Origin of the sequence: Pantoea sp. DY-17 (genome assembly GCF_019795975.1) — a bacterium.
GTDB lineage: Bacteria > Pseudomonadota > Gammaproteobacteria > Enterobacterales > Enterobacteriaceae > Pantoea > Pantoea leporis.
On the sequence record NZ_JAIMIG010000004.1, the window covers coordinates 316,972 to 333,921 of the forward strand.

A 16,950-nucleotide genomic window follows, 5' to 3' on the forward strand; every position below is an offset into this window, starting at 1 on the left:
TCCATTTACAATCAATAAGATAAATTCAACCTTTTTGCGAAAAACCCTTCACAAAAAAGTATAGATTGATGCATAATTCGCCGTACTTCACCTGACAAATTAAAAAGGACTCAGCCATGTTAACTGCTGAAATGACCTCGCGTTTAAACGACCAACTGAACCTCGAATTCTTCTCTGCCAACCTCTATCTGCAGATGAGCGCCTGGTGCAGCGATAAAGGCTATGAAGGTGCCGCTTCATTCCTGAAAATGCATTCTCGCGAAGAGATGCAGCACATGCAGAAGCTGTTCGATTACGTCAGCGATGCCGGCGCTTTGCCGGTGCTGGGCAGCATTGCGGCGCCAGCGATTAGCTGGACTTCACTGAACGACGTGCTGGAAGAAGCGCTGAAGCATGAGCAGCTGATTACCAAAAAAATCAACGAGCTGGTGCACACCGCCTTAACCACGCAGGATTACTCAACGTTCAACTTCCTGCAGTGGTACGTTGCCGAGCAGCATGAAGAAGAGAAGCTGTTCAAAACCGTGCTGGATAAACTGGCGATGGTCGGCAACAAAGGCGAAGGCCTGTTCCTGGTGGACAAAGATCTCGGCCACATGTCCGTCGACGGCCACGGCGCATAATAATAAAGATTACACACAGCAAAATAGAGAACGCCCGACATGTCGGGCGTTTTTTTATGCCTATTCCAACTCTTTCAACCGCAATTCCGATGGCTGCGGACGGCCAAAGAAATAACCCTGGAATAGCGTACACCCCTCTTCGCGCAGCTTCGCAAACTGCTCGCCGTTCTCCACGCCTTCAGCGGTGATCTGAATATCGAGGCTGCGGCTCATGCCGGTAATAGCGCGGATAATCGCCAGCGCCTCGCGGCTGTCGCCCATATCGTTGATAAACGACTTATCGATTTTGATTTTGTCGAACGGGAATGAACGCAGATAACTGAGCGACGAGTAGCCGGTGCCGAAATCATCCAGCGCAATCTGCACGCCAAGCGTTTTCAAACTCTGCAAGGTGCGGATATTACCGAGCGTGTCGTCCAGCAGCACTGATTCGGTGATCTCCACTTCCAGCCGATGCGGCGCCAGCCCGGATTCCCGCAGCGCACCTTCCACCACCGACACCAGCGAGCTGTTCTTAAACTGCAGCGGCGACAGGTTCACCGACACCGATTGTTCGGTGTTCCAGCTCTGCGCTTCGCGGCAGGCTTCATACAGCGCATAGGCGCCGAGCATGTGAATCAAACCAGTCTCTTCAGCGATCGGGATAAAATCGCTCGGCATAATCAGCCCTTTGATCGGGTGATGCCAGCGCATCAGCGCTTCATAGCCGATGATGCCCTGCTCGTTGGTAATCGGCTGATAGTAAAGCTTGAGCTGACGACCAGAAATCGCATCACGCAGATCGTTCTCAATCACGCGACGGCTGCGCGCCTGATTGTCCATCTCAATGGTGAAGTGTTCGAAGCGATTACGGCCATTACGTTTGGCTTCGTACAGCGCCATATCGGCGCAGCGCAGCATATGCTCCGGCGTGTTGGTGGCCTGCGAGGTGAGCGCGATGCCAACGCTCAAGCCCACCGACAGATTATGCCCTTCAACGTTGATCGGCGGACGAATCGCCTCGATCAGCCGCTGCGCCACCACCGCCGCTTCATCGGCAGCACGAACATTGGGTAACACGATGGCAAACTCATCGCCGCCAATGCGCGCCAGCGTATCGTGATCGCGCAGCGCGCTGCGCAGGCGTTTCGCCACCACGCGCAGCAGGTCATCACCAATCTGGTGGCCGAGTGCATCGTTGACGTTTTTGAAGTTATCGAGATCGAGACACAGCGTGGCGCTGACCTGGTGGTTCTGACTATCGACGCGCAACGCTTCACTCAGCTTCTGGCGGAACAGCACGCGGTTCGGCAGGCTGGTGAGATTGTCGTGATGCGCCATATGACGAATGCGCGCATCGGCTTCGCGCTGATCGGTCACGTCCTCGACAATCAGCATCACGTAGTTCTGACGCATATCTTTGCCACTGATGGTGGTGGCACGCGTATGCAGAATGCGCTCGCCGCCCGCCGTCAGCAGCAGCTGTTCGCGCGAGTGGATGCCTTCGCTGCGCAGCGCCACATCCGCCAGGCTGTTGAAGTAATCACCCAGCTCCGCCGACATACATTCGTGCGGGCGCTTGTGCATGATCAGCGCTTTGTTAATGCCAAACAGCTGCTCAGCTTTGTCATTCACCATCAGGATTTCACGGCTGATGGCATCTTCAACGATCACGCATGAGGGAATATTGCTGATGATGGTGTCGAGAAAACCCGACAGCTCCGACATTTTCGCGCTCTGCGACTGCGCCAGATCCCGTGCGCGCAGCAGTTGCTGCTCGTTCTCACGCCGTTCGGTGATATCGCGGGTAATTTTGGCGAAGCCGATCAGTTTGCCGTTTTCATCATAAATCGCTTCGATAACAACGTGGGCCCAAAATGCCGAGCCATCTTTGCGGTAGCGCCAGCCTTCATCTTCAAAACGCCCGGTTTTCAACGCAATGCCGAGGTTAGCTTCGGGCGCATTGGCATGACGTTCCGCTGAACTGTAAAACACCGAGAAGTGCTGACCGACAATCTCGTCAGCCAGATAACCTTTAGCGCGCTGTGCACCGTTGTTCCAGTTCACCACGCGGCCCTGCACATCCAGCATATAGATGGCGTAATCGCGCACGCCTTCCACCAGCAGACGGAAGTTCTTCTCCTGCTCGTGTTGTTTACGCAGCAGCGCCTGTTGTTCGGTGCAGTCGCGGGTGATTTTGGCGTAGCCAATCAGCTTGCCGGCATCATCACGGATTGCGTCAATGATGACATGTGCCCAAAACGCGCTGCCATCTTTGCGGTACCGGTAGCCTTCGTCTTCGAAACGACCGGTTTTGAAGGCAGTGGTGAGGTTTTTTTCCGGGATGTGGTTTTTACGTTCCTGCGCGCTGTAGAAACGTGAGAAGTGCTGTCCAACAATCTCTTCGGCAACGTAGCCTTTCGCGCGCTGTGCGCCTACGTTCCAGTTTTCCACGTTGCCGTCCAAATCGAGCATATAGATGGCGTAATCACTGACGCCTTCCACCAGCATGCGAAAGCGCTGTTCCTGCTCGCGCTGTTTGCGCTGCTGCTCTTGCTGCTCGGTGCAGTCACGGGTGATTTTGGCAAAACCCAGCAGCTCACCAAACTCATCGCGGATAGCGTCGATCACCACATGCGCCCAAAACGCGCTGCCATCTTTACGGTAACGCCAGCCTTCGGTTTCAAAGCGCCCGTTTGCTGTCGCGGTCGCCAGTCCGCGCTGTGGCGCGCCGTTTTTACGATCGTCTTCGCTGTAGAACAGCGCAAAATTCTTCCCTACGATTTCATCGGGCGTGTAACCTTTGGCGCGCTGCGCGCCGCTATTCCAGTTCGCCACCGTGCCATCGGGTTTGAGCATGTAAATGGCGTAATCCACCACGCTCTGTACCAAAAGTCGGTACATGACGTCAGAGTTATTATTCATTGTTATTCGCCTATTGCTGGGCTGGTATCGTCGAAACTTAAGAAAATTCTTAATTATCAAGCAGACTTAAGCGCAAATACGCAGCGCTGACAAGCGCTATTCATCCGCAGACAAATGTTGGTAGGTAAGTTATCGGCAGTGGCGAGAAAATGTTCAGTAGGATACTTCACAAATCATCATACGTTGACGGCAGGCTGGCGTTACGCTTGCCACGGTAAAATGCCGTGCGGCAAGCGTCGCGTCAGGCGTGTGGCAACCGCCATTAATAAGCAAACCACCACAATCATCAGGCAGCCCACCGCCGCCGCCAGCGACGCGGATCCGCCTTCATCAAGGAATACGATGGTCGGTCCGATGGTTTGCGTTTGCGAGGTGACCAGCAGCACCGAAACCTGGATTTCATTCAGCGCGGTGAGAAACACCAGCACGCTGCCCGCCAGCGCCGACGGTGCCGCCAGTGGCAATAAGATGTCGCGCATGCGGCGCAGAAAACCGGCGCCGCACAAACGTGCCGCTTCATCTAATGCCGGTTCCAGCTGGGCGAATCCGGCCAGCGTTGGGCGCAGCACCAGCGCGAGGAAGTTCGCCAGATAGGCGGCAAGGATGATCCACACAGTGCCATACAGCGAGACATTGACGATCGGCAGCGGACGCAGGAAGAACAGCATCGCCGCTACGCCGGTGACAATGCCCGGCAGCGCGTAAGTCAGTTCACTCGCCAGCCACAAACCGCGCACTAATTTGGTTCGCCGCCAGCTGAGGAAATAGGCGAGAAACAGCGCGCAAACCGTTAAAATCAGCGCCGCCAGCGTGGTCAATCCGAGGCTGGTGAGAAACGCCTGTCGCACCGCCGGATAACCCCACAACGCGGCGCAGAAGTTCTCCAGCGTCAGCGTTTGCCAGCTCAGCGCCTGGCCAAAACCGCTGGTGAGCGCGGTGATCAACAGCGCGCTGAGCGGCAACAGCAAGGTCAGCGCCATCCACAGCCAGGCGACGCCCTCAACCGCCATACGCCCGCGCCCCAGCGATTGCTGCCACAGGCGCGGTGCACCGTTGACGCGCACATCATGGCGTCCGCCCAACCAGGCGCTGGCCGCCATGCCCGCCAGCGTAATTACCGCAATCAATAACGCATACACCGCGGTGTTTGGCAGCGCGCTCGGACCAATGCCATTCAACTGCTGATACACCAGCGTGATCAGCGTTGGCACGCGCGCCGGAATCCCCAGCATCGCCTGAATACCGAAGTTGCCCGCCGCCGCAACGAAGGTCAGCGCGGCACCGGCAAAAATTGCCGGGCGCGCCAGCGGCAGCACAATGGTGAACAGGATGCGCGCGCGTGACGCACCGCTGGCCTGGGCCGCTTCCACCAAATCGGCGGGCAAACGGCGCAAACCGGCGCGCACGGTGAGGAACACCAACGGCGCATTGTGCGTGCCGAGCAGCAGCACAATGCCGGTTAAGGAGTAAAGCGGCTGCTCGCCGGGCGCAAACCACGGCAACTCAAGCGTGGCGAACAGCAGCGCCAGCGGACTGCTCGGAGCCAGCGCCTGCAGCCAGGCCAGCGCCGTCACCTGCGGCGGAATCATCAGCGGCAGGATAAACGCAAACACCCACGCGGTTTTGGCGCGCAGATCGCTAAGCGCCACCAGCCACGCAGCGGCGGTGCCGAGCACCACGGAAATCAAAGTAGAACTGAGCGCGATGAGCAACGTATTGCCGCTGGCGATCAACACGCGATCGCTCGCCAGCAGGCGCGTTAAGCGTGCGATATCCGGCACGCCGCTGGGCGCAATGGCGGTCCACACCAGCCGCATCAGCGGCGCCACCGACAGCAAACCAATCAGCAGCACCAGCAGCGCCAGAATCAGCTGTTCGCTGTTAACGCGCGGCGCTTTGCGCGCCGCGTTACGCCATTCGTTGCTCAACACGCTCATGCTTAGCCACCAAACAGCGCGCTGAACCGATCGCGCACTGCCGCATCTTCTTTGATCGCTTTCGCCACGTCCGGCGACAGCAGCTTGATTTTATTGATCGGCGTGAAGCCTGCCGGTGCTGAGACGCGATCATCCACCGGACGGTTGCCCTGCTCGACCACCAGCTTCTGGCCTGGCTCGGAAAGCATAAAGTTAACGAAGGCTTTAGCAGCCGGCAGGTTGTGCGCGGTTTTCATGATGGCAACCGGTTCGGTGACATACGACACGCCCTCTTTGGGATAGACCAGATCCACTGGTGAACCCTTTTTCTTCGCCAGAATCACGTCGGCGTCGGTGATGATGCCGTACTTATCCAGCCCGCTGGCGACCGCCTTCAGCGCCGGGCCGTTGCCGCCCTGCGGCGCGATGCCGATGGCCGCCAGCTTTTTGTAGAAGCTCCAGCCAATCGACGGCGTGTTGATATCGGTGTGCAGCTTGTAGAGCGCCGCGCCGGAGTAAAGCGGGCTTGGTACCGCAATCTGCCCTTTGTTGGCTTCCACCGCCAGCGCGTTCCAGCTATCAATCGGCTGCGCATGCTGGGTGTTGTAGGCAATTACCGTGGCGATGATTTTGGTGCCGAAGAAGGTTTTGTCTTTGTCGTAGAACGATGGATTGATGTGGCTGAGCGGCGCATCGCTGTAGCTGTAGAGATGGTTTTCGTTTTTCAGCGCGCCGAGGTTGATGGCGTCGGCAATCAGCAGCACATCCGGCTTGGCTTCGCCGCTCATCATTTCGGTGCGCAGCACGTTCATTAACTGCGTGGTGCCGTTGCGCGTCCACTCGACCTGCACATTGGGATAGGCGGCTTTAAACGCATCCATGGTTTGCTGGGCAATTTCGGGTGCCTGCGAGGTATAAACCACCAATTTCCCTGCTGGCGCCTCGTCGGCAAAGCTGGCGGCAGAGATCACGAATCCACTGGCTAACATCAACACGTTTAACGTCGTACGCATAGCATTTCCCTGAAGGTTTAGAAGATTAAGAAGGAAGAATCCAGCCGTCACGCAGCGCCACACCCACGGTGGCGTCGACAACGGGTAAAGGCTGATCGGCCAGCAGCAGCGTGATGCTGCATTCGGGCGCGGCCAGCGGCGTCACGTTGAGCTGATGGTGGCCGCCGCGATAGATCACCCGCTGCACGCGTGCAGCAAACTGTGGTTCGCCCGGCGCGGCTAAGTGGAAATCGACTGCGTGAAAACTGGCTTGCGCCTGCGGCTGCGGGCGCTGATGCGGCGCGCAGCGTAACGACACGCGCAGGCCGCACAGGGTGGCATAAGCGCGGCCCTCGCCGAGCGGTTCGATATCGCTGATCGGCAGCACTTTGCCGTCGTCAATAAAGCGCGCGACCATGGCGTTCGCCGGTTCGCGCCATAGCGTTTGCGGCGTGGCGAACTGCATCACACGGCCGGCATCCATCACCACGATGCGATCGGCCAGCGCCATCGCTTCATGCTGATCGTGGGTAATGTAGAGCAAGGTGGCGTGACTGTGATGATGGAAGCGGCGGAACTCCTCTTCCATGGTGGCGCGCAGGTAGACATCGAGGTTGGCGAGCGGCTCATCGAGCAGAACTAAGGTCGGTTGCGCCACTAAACAGCGCGCCAGCGCCACGCGCTGACGCTGACCGCCGGAGAGATCGGCGGGACGACGGGCGGCGAACGCTTCCAATCCCACCAGCTCCAGCGCCTGCTGCGTGCGGCGCTCGCGCTCGGCACGCGCGACGCCGTTCACTTTCAGACTGTAGGAAACATTTTCCGCCACCGTCATATGCGGCCACAGTGCGTAGCTCTGGAACACCACGCCAAGCTGACGATCTTCCGGCGGCAGATGCACGCCCGGCGCAGCGAAGCAGCGTTCGCCCACGTGGATCTCTCCGGCATCGGCGGTTTCAAAACCGGCCAGCAGGCGCAGCAAGGTGGTTTTGCCGCAGCCCGACGGGCCTAATACGGCGATAAATTCTCCCTGCGCAATCTGCAGCGAGATGTCTTGTAATACCGGCTGCGCCGCAAAGGATTTGCGCAGCCCGCGCAGTGTGATTGATGCCATGTTTCTGGCCTTTCGCTAACCGTCCGGCTAAGACCCTACGACACCGTGATGACGATTCCATGACATTGAAGCTGGTCGCCATTCATCGCGACCGATTCACAGATGCATGCCGATATAACGCTCATAACGTGCGGGCTTCACCCGCGTGAGATCCACCAGCACTAAGCCATCAATACAGTTATTGAAATCGGGATCGCTGCCGAAATCGATAAACTGCACGCCGCCCGGCTCGCACACCTCGGAATATTGCTTGTAGAGCGTGGGAATGGCGGTGCCGAGATTCGCCAGCAGATGTTTCAACCGGCGTAAATCTTCGCTGTAGTTATCGCCGGTGAACTGCGCCAGCACTTCCGGTAACGAGGCTGGATAAGGGCGGCGTGAAGTCGCCAGCGGCAGTTCGGTAGGGAAATAGAGACGATAGAACGCCACCAGCAGATCGCGCGCCGCCAGCGGCATGCCGCCCGAGATCGAGACCGGACCAAATAAGTAGCGGGTTTCGGGATATTTAGCGATGTAGGCACCAATGCCCATCCACAGATAATCGAGGCCGCGTTTGCCCCAATAGGCGGGCTGAATAAAACTGCGGCCCAGCTCCAGCCCCTGATTGATGATCGGCAACATGCGCTCGTCGTAGTGGAACAGGCTGTCGCTGTAGATGCCTTCCAGCCCACGACGCTCCAATTGCTCAGCGCCCGGAATAAAGCGATAGGCGCCGACGATCTCCAGCGTATCGTCGTCCCACAGAATCAGGTGATAGTAATCGTCATCGTATTTATCGAGGTCGCGACGACGCCCGCTGCCCTCACCCACCGCGCGGAATGCCACTTCCCGTAAGCGCCCGAGCTCACGCAGCAGCGGCACCCAGCTGGCACCGTTGCGTCGCCACAGGTAGATCTGCTTGCCATCCGGCAGCGTGCCGAGTCGCTCGCTCTCCATCAGCGCTTTTTTCAGTTCGGCGCGATCTTCCGGCCGCGCAATCGCCGCTTCAGTCTGAAACAAGCCGCGTCGTCCCTGACCAATGCGATACAGATGTTTGCGCAGCCGCTTCGCCAGCTCTTTGCCCGGCGTGTGGCCATCATGCCAGTTGGCAAACGGGATCTGTTCGCCGATGTGCAACTTAATGCGCGAACCACGCTGACGAAACATTTCGCGTACCAGCATCAGTAACGCGAGCGGCGAGGCAATTTTTGTGGCGGCGTAAAATGCCAGGCTGTTGCGCCCCACCACGTGCACCGGCACGATGGGCGCGCGAGCGCGGGCCGCGAGGCGTAAGAAGCTGTGATGCCAGTGACGATCGCGCACGCCTCGGCTGGAAAGGCGCGACACCTCACCCGCCGGGAAGATAATCAGCACGCCCTGATTATCGAGATGCTGCTGCATGCGCGTTAGCTGTTCGCGGCTGGTACGATTGCCCATGTTATCCACCGGCAACATCATGTTGTTGATCGGCTCCAGCATCATCAACATGCGGTTGGCAACAATTTTCACATCGCGTCGCACCTGCGAAACCGCCGCCAGCAATGCTAAACCATCCAGTGCACCGAGCGGATGGTTGGCAACTATCACAACCGGGCCACGCGTGGGAATCTGCTCCAAATCGCGCTCGCTCAGTTCACAGCGCACATCAAGATGCTCCAGTACCTGCTCCACCATATCCACGCCTTTCAGATGACGATAGCGGGCGGCAAACGCCTGGAATTCATGTTCGCGAACGGCCCATTTCAGGGCGCTTTTCTGCCAGTTTGCCGGTTGATGACCTGGCCAGTAGGTATCGAGAAGCTGATCAACGGAAAACATCATTCACCTTTTACACGCAGCGGTTTATCGCTTCGACGTTAAAACGGCTTGTTTTCAGATTTATGACTAAGGCGCCGTGAAAGCCTAAAAAGCAGCCACTTGCATTGTTCTTGCGCATAAAAAACAAAAACTCACCTTAAAACCCCAAATTCAAGACATGACTTAAAGCTTATTGTTAAGCAGCGTGAATTAATCTGGTCACACCAGTTAAATAGTTTGTTAAAGGGTGTTTTAACTTTGCGTTTATTTTTTATTTTTTCCTCTGGGCTACACATATGATTCATTCGGTATTTATTGTTGATGACCATCCGTTAATCTGTACGGGCATTCAGGCATTACTGCAGTCATATCACTACGCCATCGCTGGCACTGCTAATAAAAGCGATCTGTTAATTACCGAGCTGCATAGGACTCGTCCGGACGTTTTGCTGCTCGATCTCACCATGCCTGGGCGCGCTGGCATTCCGTTGATTACGGACATTAAGCGCGCGTTGCCAGACCTCAAAATCATTGTTTATACCGCGTCAGAAAGCCTTTTTTATCAACGATGTTGTTTGCAATTAGGCGTGGAAGGCTATGTGTGTAAACGCGGCAATTTAGACACTCTCCTTACCGCAATAAAAGAGGTGGAATGTGGTAAGCGTTTTTATCCGGTAACGGAGGAAGCGGCCGAGGTAAACGAGTTAATTGAGAGTGAAAAATTGATGAGCCTGACGCGCCGGGAACTGATGGTATTGGTGAAACTGGCGTCGGGAATGACAAATAAAGAGATCGCCTCACAATTACAACTCAGTAGTAAAACGGTGAGTACCTATAAAATAAAAATCCTGCGTAAATTAGGTTTAAAAGGGATTAGTGGCATTAATATGACAGCAAAATTGAATGAGTTGGTGTGAAAGATCGGGTCGCCATAAATGGCGACCCCACTCAATTAGAGATTTAACGGTGGCAGCTGCGAAAACACGCTCAACAATCCTTTGCTCCACAGCTGACGAATTTGTGAAAAATAGGGATGCTGTTCGGTGATGTGATATTGCTCGCTATCGCTGAAACTGTCGGTGCGATAGACCATCACATCGAGCGGTAATCCCACCGAAATATTACTCGCTAACGTGGAATCCATTGAAATCAACGCACACTGCATCGCCTGACTGAGCGGCGTTTCATAGCGCAGCACGCGATCAATAATCGGTTTGCCGTACTTGCTCTCACCAATCTGGAAATAAGGCGTATCAACGCTGGCTTCGATGAAATTGCCCTGCGGATAGATCTGGAACAGACGCGGCTCCTCGCCACGAATCTGTCCCCCCAGCAGCAGCGTGCCGCCAAACTCCTCGCCATCGCGCTTGATCACCTCGCGCAGCGTTTCACCCACCATCAGCGCAATATCATACAGCGATCGTCCATTCAGCAAATTGGGTTGATCGTTATCGCCGTTATGCCGTCGCAGCAGGCTCAGCACGCTCTGCGTGGTAGCCAGATTGCCAGCGCTTTGCAGCACCAGCGTGCGTTCATCATCGACCTGAAACACATGCAATTTACGGAATGAGGAAATATGATCGACGCCCGCATTGGTCCGCGAATCAGAGACAAAAATCATCCCTGACGATAAACGCATTGCCACACAATAAGTCATAGTTACGCCTGTTCTGATTACTGCTGCGCATGCACCTGAAGCACCGCAGCCACCGCCAGCATATCTTCACCGCCGCCGCCCAGCCGCATACCGCGCACCGGACAGGCATCGAGATAATCCACACCAACCGCCAGACGTAAATGCTGGCGTGTGCTGCGGGTATTATTGGTGATATCAAAGCTGTGCCAACTGCCATCCAGCCAGGCTTCAACCCAGGCGTGAGTGGCGACGTGCTCAACGTTTTCAGTATAGAGATAGCCGCTTACATAGCGCGCCGGAATTCCCAGAGTGCGACAGCAGGCGAGAAACACGTGGCTGTGATCCTGGCAAACGCCGCTGCCGGCGGCAAATACTTTCGCGGCGGTATCAGTTACCTGGGTGCTGCCGGGACGATACGGCATCTTCAGCAGCAATTCATCCATCAACTTTTCCAGGCTGGCGAGCGGCTTTTCCGGCCGCCAGTAGCGCTGGGCAAACTCGCGGATCTCAGGATTGGGCAGCGTCAGCGGCGTGGCGCGCAGAAACACCAGCGGCGACAACGCGCACTCCGGATCGGGTGCCCACTCGCCGGCATCAAGGATCTCCACCACACCGCGCGCGGCGATATCGAGCTGCTGATGCGGCGTATCCAGCGTTAGCACATGCATCACGTTGCCGTAAGCATCCTGCGTGCAGGTGGCTGCGCAGGGCAGCTCCAAATCCCACGAGATAATTTGCTGATGCACCGAATTTTGCGGCGTCAAACGCAGATACTGGGTGCTGAGTGTCACCTGCTGCTCGTAGGCGTAACGGGTTTTGTGCTCGATGTTCAGTCTCATTTCGCCTCCAGATAGGTGTGATTGATGCTGTCTGCCAGCGCGTTCAGGCGCGTCAGGAATGCATTGAGCCAGTGCGTTAACCCTTCCTGGGTCAGGCTTTCCCAGGTACTAAACCTGATTTCCGCCAGCAGCACGGTGATCAGATAACGCGGACGATCTTCGCCGCTGCTGCCGATCTGCTCGAGCTGGGTAGCGATCTCATCAATACAGGAGTGCAGCGATCGCGGACTTTCACTGCGCAGGATCAGCATCTCATTCACCAGATCCGGCAACAGCTGCTGCTTAAAGATGGCGTTGTAGGCTTCACGCGCCGACACCGCGCGCAGCAAGGTATCGAGGCGATAATATTCGCGCACCGAATCGGACTGTTGTTCCAGCAGTTGCTGATTGACGCTCAGCAAACGCGCGGTGCCGTCGCTGCGCTCCATTAGCGTGCCGATGCGGATAAAACTCATGGCATCACCGCGCAGCAAGGTGCCGAACATCGCGCCACGAAACAGGTGCGAGCGCTCTTTCACCCAATCGAAAAAGCTATCGGCGTTGGCACTGGTAATACCGCGCCGCCGCGTATTGCGCATCTCAATCCACGTCGAGTTGATGCTCTCCCACACTTCCGACGACAAACTGCCGCGCACCGCATGCGCGTTGTTCCATGCCTCCTGCCAGCAGCTGAAAATGCTGCACGGATTGCGATCGTCGAGGGCGAAAAAGTTGAACAGCTGCGGCATGGTGAAGCGACCGTTGAGGGTTTCAAACAGTTCACGCGTGCCGGTGAGATTAAGCGGCAGCAGCAGATCGTCGCCCTGGTCACCGCGCACCGGCATTAACGACAAACGGTTGGTCACGTCTAACACGCGAGCAAGTTGTTCTGCGCGCTCAAGATAGCGCGCCATCCAATAGAGGCCACTGGCCGTGCGGCTTAGCATGATGCGTCATCCTCCAGAACCCACGTGTCCTTGGTGCCACCGCCCTGCGACGAGTTCACCACCAGCGAACCTTCGTTCAGCGCCACGCGGGTTAAGCCGCCGGGCACCAGACGAATATCCGCGCCGCACAGCGCAAACGGGCGCAGATCAATGTGGCGCGGCGCGAGGCCGTTATCGATAAAGGTTGGACACGTGGAGAGCGATAGCGTGTCCTGCGCGATGTAGTTTTCCGGGCGCGCTTTGAGGCGATCGCGGAAATCACTCAGCTCCTGCTGGCTCGCCACCGGGCCAATCAACATGCCGTAACCGCCTGCGCCGTGCACCTCTTTCACCACCATTTTCGCCAGGTTGGCCAGCACGTAGGTGAGATCCTGCGGTTTGCGGCATTGCCAGGTGGGTACGTTATTGAGGATCGGATCCTCATCAAGATAGAAACGGATCATGTCCGGGACGTAGGGATAGATCGATTTATCATCGGCGACGCCGGTGCCGATCGCGTTCGCCAGCACCACGTTGCCGGATCGATACACCGACAACAAGCCCGGCACGCCGAGCATCGAATCCGGGCGGAACGCCAGAGGATCGAGGAAGGCATCATCAACGCGACGATAGATCACATCGACTTTGCACGGCCCGGCGGTGGTACGCATCATCACCGCGCCATCTTTGACGAACAGATCGGCGCTCTCCACCAGCTCAACGCCCATCTGCTGCGCGAGGAAGCTGTGCTCGAAGTAGGCGCTGTTAAAGCGGCCCGGCGTCAGCACCACCACCACCGGATCGTTGACCGGCGAGCTTTCGCGCAGGGTTTGCAGCAGATGCGAAGGATAACGCTCTACCGGCGCGATGTGCTGCCCGGCGAACAGTTCCGGATAGAGGCGCATCATCATCTTGCGGTTCTCCAGCATATAGGAGACGCCAGACGGCGTGCGCAGATTGTCCTCGAGAACGTAATATTCGCCGTCGTTATTGCGCACCATGTCTACCCCAACAATGTGCGCGTAGATGTGGCGATGCAGATCGACGCCTTGCATACAGGGCTGATATTGATCGTTCACCAGCACCTGTTCAGCGGGCACGATGCCGGCTTTGAGGATCAGTTGCTGATGGTAGATGTCGTGCAGGAAGGCGTTAAGGGCTTGTACCCGTTGGCGAATGCCGCGATCGAGCATCGCCCACTCGCTGGCAGGTATGATGCGCGGCACGCTGTCGAAAGGAATTAAACGTTCCGCGCCGCCGTCATCACCGTAGACGTTGAAGGTGATGCCGACGCGATGAAACAGCAGTTCCGCTTCTTCACGTTTGCGCGCCACTGCCTCTTTGTCCGCCTGTTGTAACCATTCCCAGTATTGCTGGTAGTGAGCGCGGTGTTGGCCATCGCTCAGCCACATCTCATCATAGAATTGTGATGCTATCTGGTAGCTTTCTTTCATGATTTACCCGGCGCTTGTCAGAGGACCTCACTCTCTCCTGCACAAACTGTGCCAGAGGCTTGCCCCGGTAAGGCACACGCGCCGCGTCAACGGAAATGGCTGTTTTGCACTTTACTGGTGCATTAGCTGCTGCGCGATTGGCAGCCAGATCTCCGTCATCGCGCCTTCGCCACCGGTAAAAGGATCGCGGGATGGCAGCGGCACCTGCTGGATCTTCTCCTTCGACGTACGTAAACGCGACGGCTCATCACGCACGGTTTCCGGGGACATGCCTTCAGGATAGGCGCCAACGGTGAAAAAATCCTCGGAGGCAAATACCTGTTTGTGGCCGACACCCGCCGGGATCAGTACCGCATCGCCTTCACGCAGCGTCACCATGCGACCGCTATCACCGCCGAACAGCACTTCCGCCCAACCAGCCGCAACACCCAGCACTTCATGGGTGTTCGGATGGTAATGCGTATAGGGGAAGATCGGCGCGCGCCATGCGGCGGGCCAGCCGTTGCGGGTAAAGGTTTTTTCAAACCAGGCAGCGCTGTCTTCCGTAGGATTTTCATCGTCATACGGCACAATGCCGGGCCAGATGATCAGCGGCAGCGGGCTGTTGGGCACGCCGCCCGACGGCAGCGATAACATCAGATGTTGCGGATTGCTGGAGGATCCAGCGGAAAAGGTGCCGGCGGCGAAAGACATCAGTAACAGCAGGCTGGAGTGGTTGGCAGTCATACTCTTTCTCCGGTTAATCACGATGCTTAATTGTGGCTTACCAAAGTGGCATTGCAATGTGCGCCCACCAACAAAATTCACAAAAAAGAATGATTTAGCTAACTAAAGCCAAATTTATTAGCAACATAATTAACATCTCGTGCGGGTGAATGAGGGTCGCCCTAACTGGCGCGCATTTATGCGCACCAGGCCGCAAAGCGGCATGAATTTAATGCAAAAAAAAACCGGTGGATTTCGCCACCGGCCGAATCAAAAAAAGCGATTCAAAGGCACTGACAGGTTATCGCAGGCGCTCAGCGATAGGTTTCACAACGTTCTCCCCTTCGCGGCCATAAAACTGGAACAGGGTTTCTGCAGCGGCATCGGTTAACACCAGAATTTCAATGCGGCGATTACGCGCACTCATGGGATCGTCATGATCGCGCGGCATGCGTGACGCCATGGCATTAACCTGCAATACGCGCGCACTCTCCAGCCCGCCACGCTCCAGCGCGCGGCGTGCCGCCAGCGCACGATCGCCCGACAGATTCCAGTTGTTGTAGGCGGCGTTGCCACTGTACTGCGCGGCATCGGTGTGGCCGCTGATCATGATTTTGTTGTCGATGCGGTTAAACACCGGGCCGAGCTCGGTCAGCAGTTTCTGGAAGAATGGCGTTAGTACCGCGCTACCGCGTGGGAACATCATGCGATCCTGATCGTCCTGAATCAGGATGCGCAGCCCTTGTGGCAAGGTTTCCAGCATCAGGTAATTTTGCGCGTTATAGCTGTTGATCATCCGTTGCAGCTGGTTGTGTAACAACACCAACTCCGCATCCGAGCGTGACAGCACGCTGTCTAAATCTTCCTGTGGCTTGCTGCCGGCGTTCAAACTGATGTCAGCCTTACCTTGGCTGACAGTCGCTGTTTGCGTCGGCGGGGAAATTGCCATGGTTTCGCCGATAATCGCCGATCCGCCGGAGTTCTCAACGTCAAAAGGATTGAAATTGGTGCCATCAAAAACCGACGTGCCGTTCAATTGCGCGACGATCTCTTTACGCTCCTCTTCACTCACCGCGCCCATGATCCACAGCACCATAAACAGCGCCATCATCGCCAACGTGAAGTCCGCAAAGGCCACTTTCCACGCGCCGCCATGATGCGCATGGTGTGCCTTTTTGCCGCCGCGTTTGATGATGGTGGTGTGATGCGCATTGTGTTTCATTACGCACCTTCAGTGAGTTGATTGACCCAGCCATCCAGCGTGGCAAATGTCGGTTTGGTATCGAGTGGCAACATTTTACGTCCCGCATCCACCGCCAGCAGCGTTGGCTTACCCGCCACCTGATTCACCAGCACGGTACGAATGCACTCCAGCACCGCCAGACGCTTTTTCTGGTTCTGCTCCATGGCATTCGCCAGCGGATCCAGCAGGCAGTAACAGAAGAAGACGCCGAGGAAAGTACCGACCAATGCGGCCGCCACTTTCACGCCGATCAGCGCGATGGAGCCGTCGATGGATTGCATGGTAATGATGATGCCCAGTACCGCCGCACAGATACCAAAGCCCGGCATCGCTTCAGCAACACGCTGCATGGAGCGTGACGGCTTGAGCAACTCTTCTTCTACCGCATGCAGTTCAGATTCGAGAATCCCTTCCAGCTCATGTTCGTTAATCTTGCCCATTGCCATCAAACGGAAGTTGTCCGAGATAAAGGAAATGAAGCTTCGATCGGCGAGAATCAGCGGATACTTTTGGAAAATCTCGCTGTTTTCCGGCACTTCGATATGCGCATCCAGTGCTTTCAGACCGCCGTCCTGCACCAGTTCCAGCAGTTCATACAGCAGCATCAGCAGCTGCTGCTGGAATTCTGCGGTGTAGATATTGCCTTTAACGGTGCCGCGTACCTGCGACCACATATCTTTTAATACGGTTTTGGAGTTACCAATCACCAACGCACCGGCCCCTGAGCCGAGGATGATCAGCAGCTCACCGGGCTGCCAGAAAGCGCTGAGCAAACCACCGGCGTGCGTATAGCCGCCAATCACGCTGCCTAGCACCACAATTAATCCAATCAGTTTTTGCATG

14 protein-coding genes are annotated in these 16,950 nt (G+C 56.5%); 2 read left to right on the top strand and 12 right to left on the bottom strand.

Annotated elements, in window-relative coordinates:
- Window positions 1-116 precede the first annotated feature (116 nt).
- Window positions 117-623, top strand: coding sequence for a non-heme ferritin (gene ftnA, locus K5Y33_RS18290; protein ID WP_101761821.1), 507 nt, complete (start codon window positions 117-119; stop codon window positions 621-623).
- 60 nt (window positions 624-683) lie between these two features.
- On the opposite strand, the gene K5Y33_RS18295 is transcribed toward ftnA, so the two are convergent.
- From K5Y33_RS18295 to K5Y33_RS18315, 5 genes are all read right to left on the bottom strand, one after another.
- Window positions 684-3,527 carry a bifunctional diguanylate cyclase/phosphodiesterase gene (locus K5Y33_RS18295; RefSeq protein WP_222234806.1) on the bottom strand — a complete coding sequence of 948 codons (2,844 nt, stop codon included), beginning with the start codon at window positions 3,525-3,527 and terminating at the stop codon, window positions 684-686.
- Window positions 3,528-3,727: 200 nt separating this feature from the next.
- The gene (locus tag K5Y33_RS18300) at window positions 3,728-5,464 is read right to left on the bottom strand and encodes an iron ABC transporter permease (protein ID WP_222234808.1); all 1,737 of its coding nucleotides are present in this window, start codon (window positions 5,462-5,464) and stop codon (window positions 3,728-3,730) included.
- Window positions 5,465-5,466: 2 nt separating this feature from the next.
- On the bottom strand, window positions 5,467-6,432 hold the full coding sequence (locus K5Y33_RS18305; protein WP_225608357.1) for an ABC transporter substrate-binding protein: 966 nt from the start codon (window positions 6,430-6,432) through the stop codon (window positions 5,467-5,469).
- A 49-nt stretch (window positions 6,433-6,481) separates the two neighbouring features.
- A complete protein-coding gene (locus tag K5Y33_RS18310) occupies window positions 6,482-7,549 on the bottom strand; it encodes an ABC transporter ATP-binding protein (RefSeq protein WP_222234810.1) in 1,068 nt (355 codons plus the stop codon).
- A 96-nt stretch (window positions 7,550-7,645) separates the two neighbouring features.
- A complete protein-coding gene (locus K5Y33_RS18315) occupies window positions 7,646-9,346 on the bottom strand; it encodes a lysophospholipid acyltransferase family protein (RefSeq protein ID WP_222234941.1) in 1,701 nt (566 codons plus the stop codon).
- Between the two features lie 275 nt (window positions 9,347-9,621).
- On the opposite strand from K5Y33_RS18315, the gene K5Y33_RS18320 reads away from it, so the two are divergent.
- On the top strand, window positions 9,622-10,242 hold the full coding sequence (locus K5Y33_RS18320) for a response regulator transcription factor (RefSeq protein WP_101761815.1): 621 nt from the start codon (window positions 9,622-9,624) through the stop codon (window positions 10,240-10,242).
- Window positions 10,243-10,277: 35 nt separating this feature from the next.
- Here K5Y33_RS18320 and K5Y33_RS18325 read toward each other — a convergent pair whose 3' ends face one another.
- The 7 genes from K5Y33_RS18325 to motA all read right to left on the bottom strand — a co-directional run bounded on the left by K5Y33_RS18325 (window position 10,278) and on the right by motA (window position 16,949).
- Complete coding sequence (locus K5Y33_RS18325) at window positions 10,278-10,982, bottom strand: proteasome-type protease (protein WP_222234812.1); 705 nt, start codon at window positions 10,980-10,982, stop codon at window positions 10,278-10,280.
- Between the two features lie 17 nt (window positions 10,983-10,999).
- Window positions 11,000-11,800 carry a transglutaminase family protein gene (locus K5Y33_RS18330; protein ID WP_101761813.1) on the bottom strand — a complete coding sequence of 267 codons (801 nt, stop codon included), beginning with the start codon at window positions 11,798-11,800 and terminating at the stop codon, window positions 11,000-11,002.
- Window positions 11,797-12,726: an alpha-E domain-containing protein gene (locus K5Y33_RS18335; RefSeq protein WP_101761812.1), complete on the bottom strand. Its 930-nt coding sequence runs from the start codon at window positions 12,724-12,726 to the stop codon at window positions 11,797-11,799. Before K5Y33_RS18335 ends, K5Y33_RS18330 begins: the two co-directional genes overlap by 4 nt.
- Complete coding sequence (locus tag K5Y33_RS18340) at window positions 12,720-14,159, bottom strand: circularly permuted type 2 ATP-grasp protein (RefSeq protein WP_101761811.1); 1,440 nt, start codon at window positions 14,157-14,159, stop codon at window positions 12,720-12,722. The genes K5Y33_RS18335 and K5Y33_RS18340 overlap by 7 nt, the downstream gene beginning before the upstream one ends.
- Window positions 14,160-14,270: 111 nt before the next feature.
- Window positions 14,271-14,885: a cupin domain-containing protein gene (locus tag K5Y33_RS18345; RefSeq protein WP_110867284.1), complete on the bottom strand. Its 615-nt coding sequence runs from the start codon at window positions 14,883-14,885 to the stop codon at window positions 14,271-14,273.
- Window positions 14,886-15,165: 280 nt separating this feature from the next.
- Entirely contained in the window at window positions 15,166-16,086 is a 921-nt protein-coding gene (lafU, locus tag K5Y33_RS18350) for a putative lateral flagellar export/assembly protein LafU (RefSeq protein WP_137386491.1), read from the bottom strand.
- Window positions 16,086-16,949 (bottom strand): flagellar motor stator protein MotA, encoded by an 864-nt coding sequence (motA, locus tag K5Y33_RS18355; protein WP_137386492.1) that lies wholly within the window; start codon window positions 16,947-16,949, stop codon window positions 16,086-16,088. Before motA ends, lafU begins: the two co-directional genes overlap by 1 nt.
- Between the last annotated feature and the right edge of the window lies 1 nt (window position 16,950).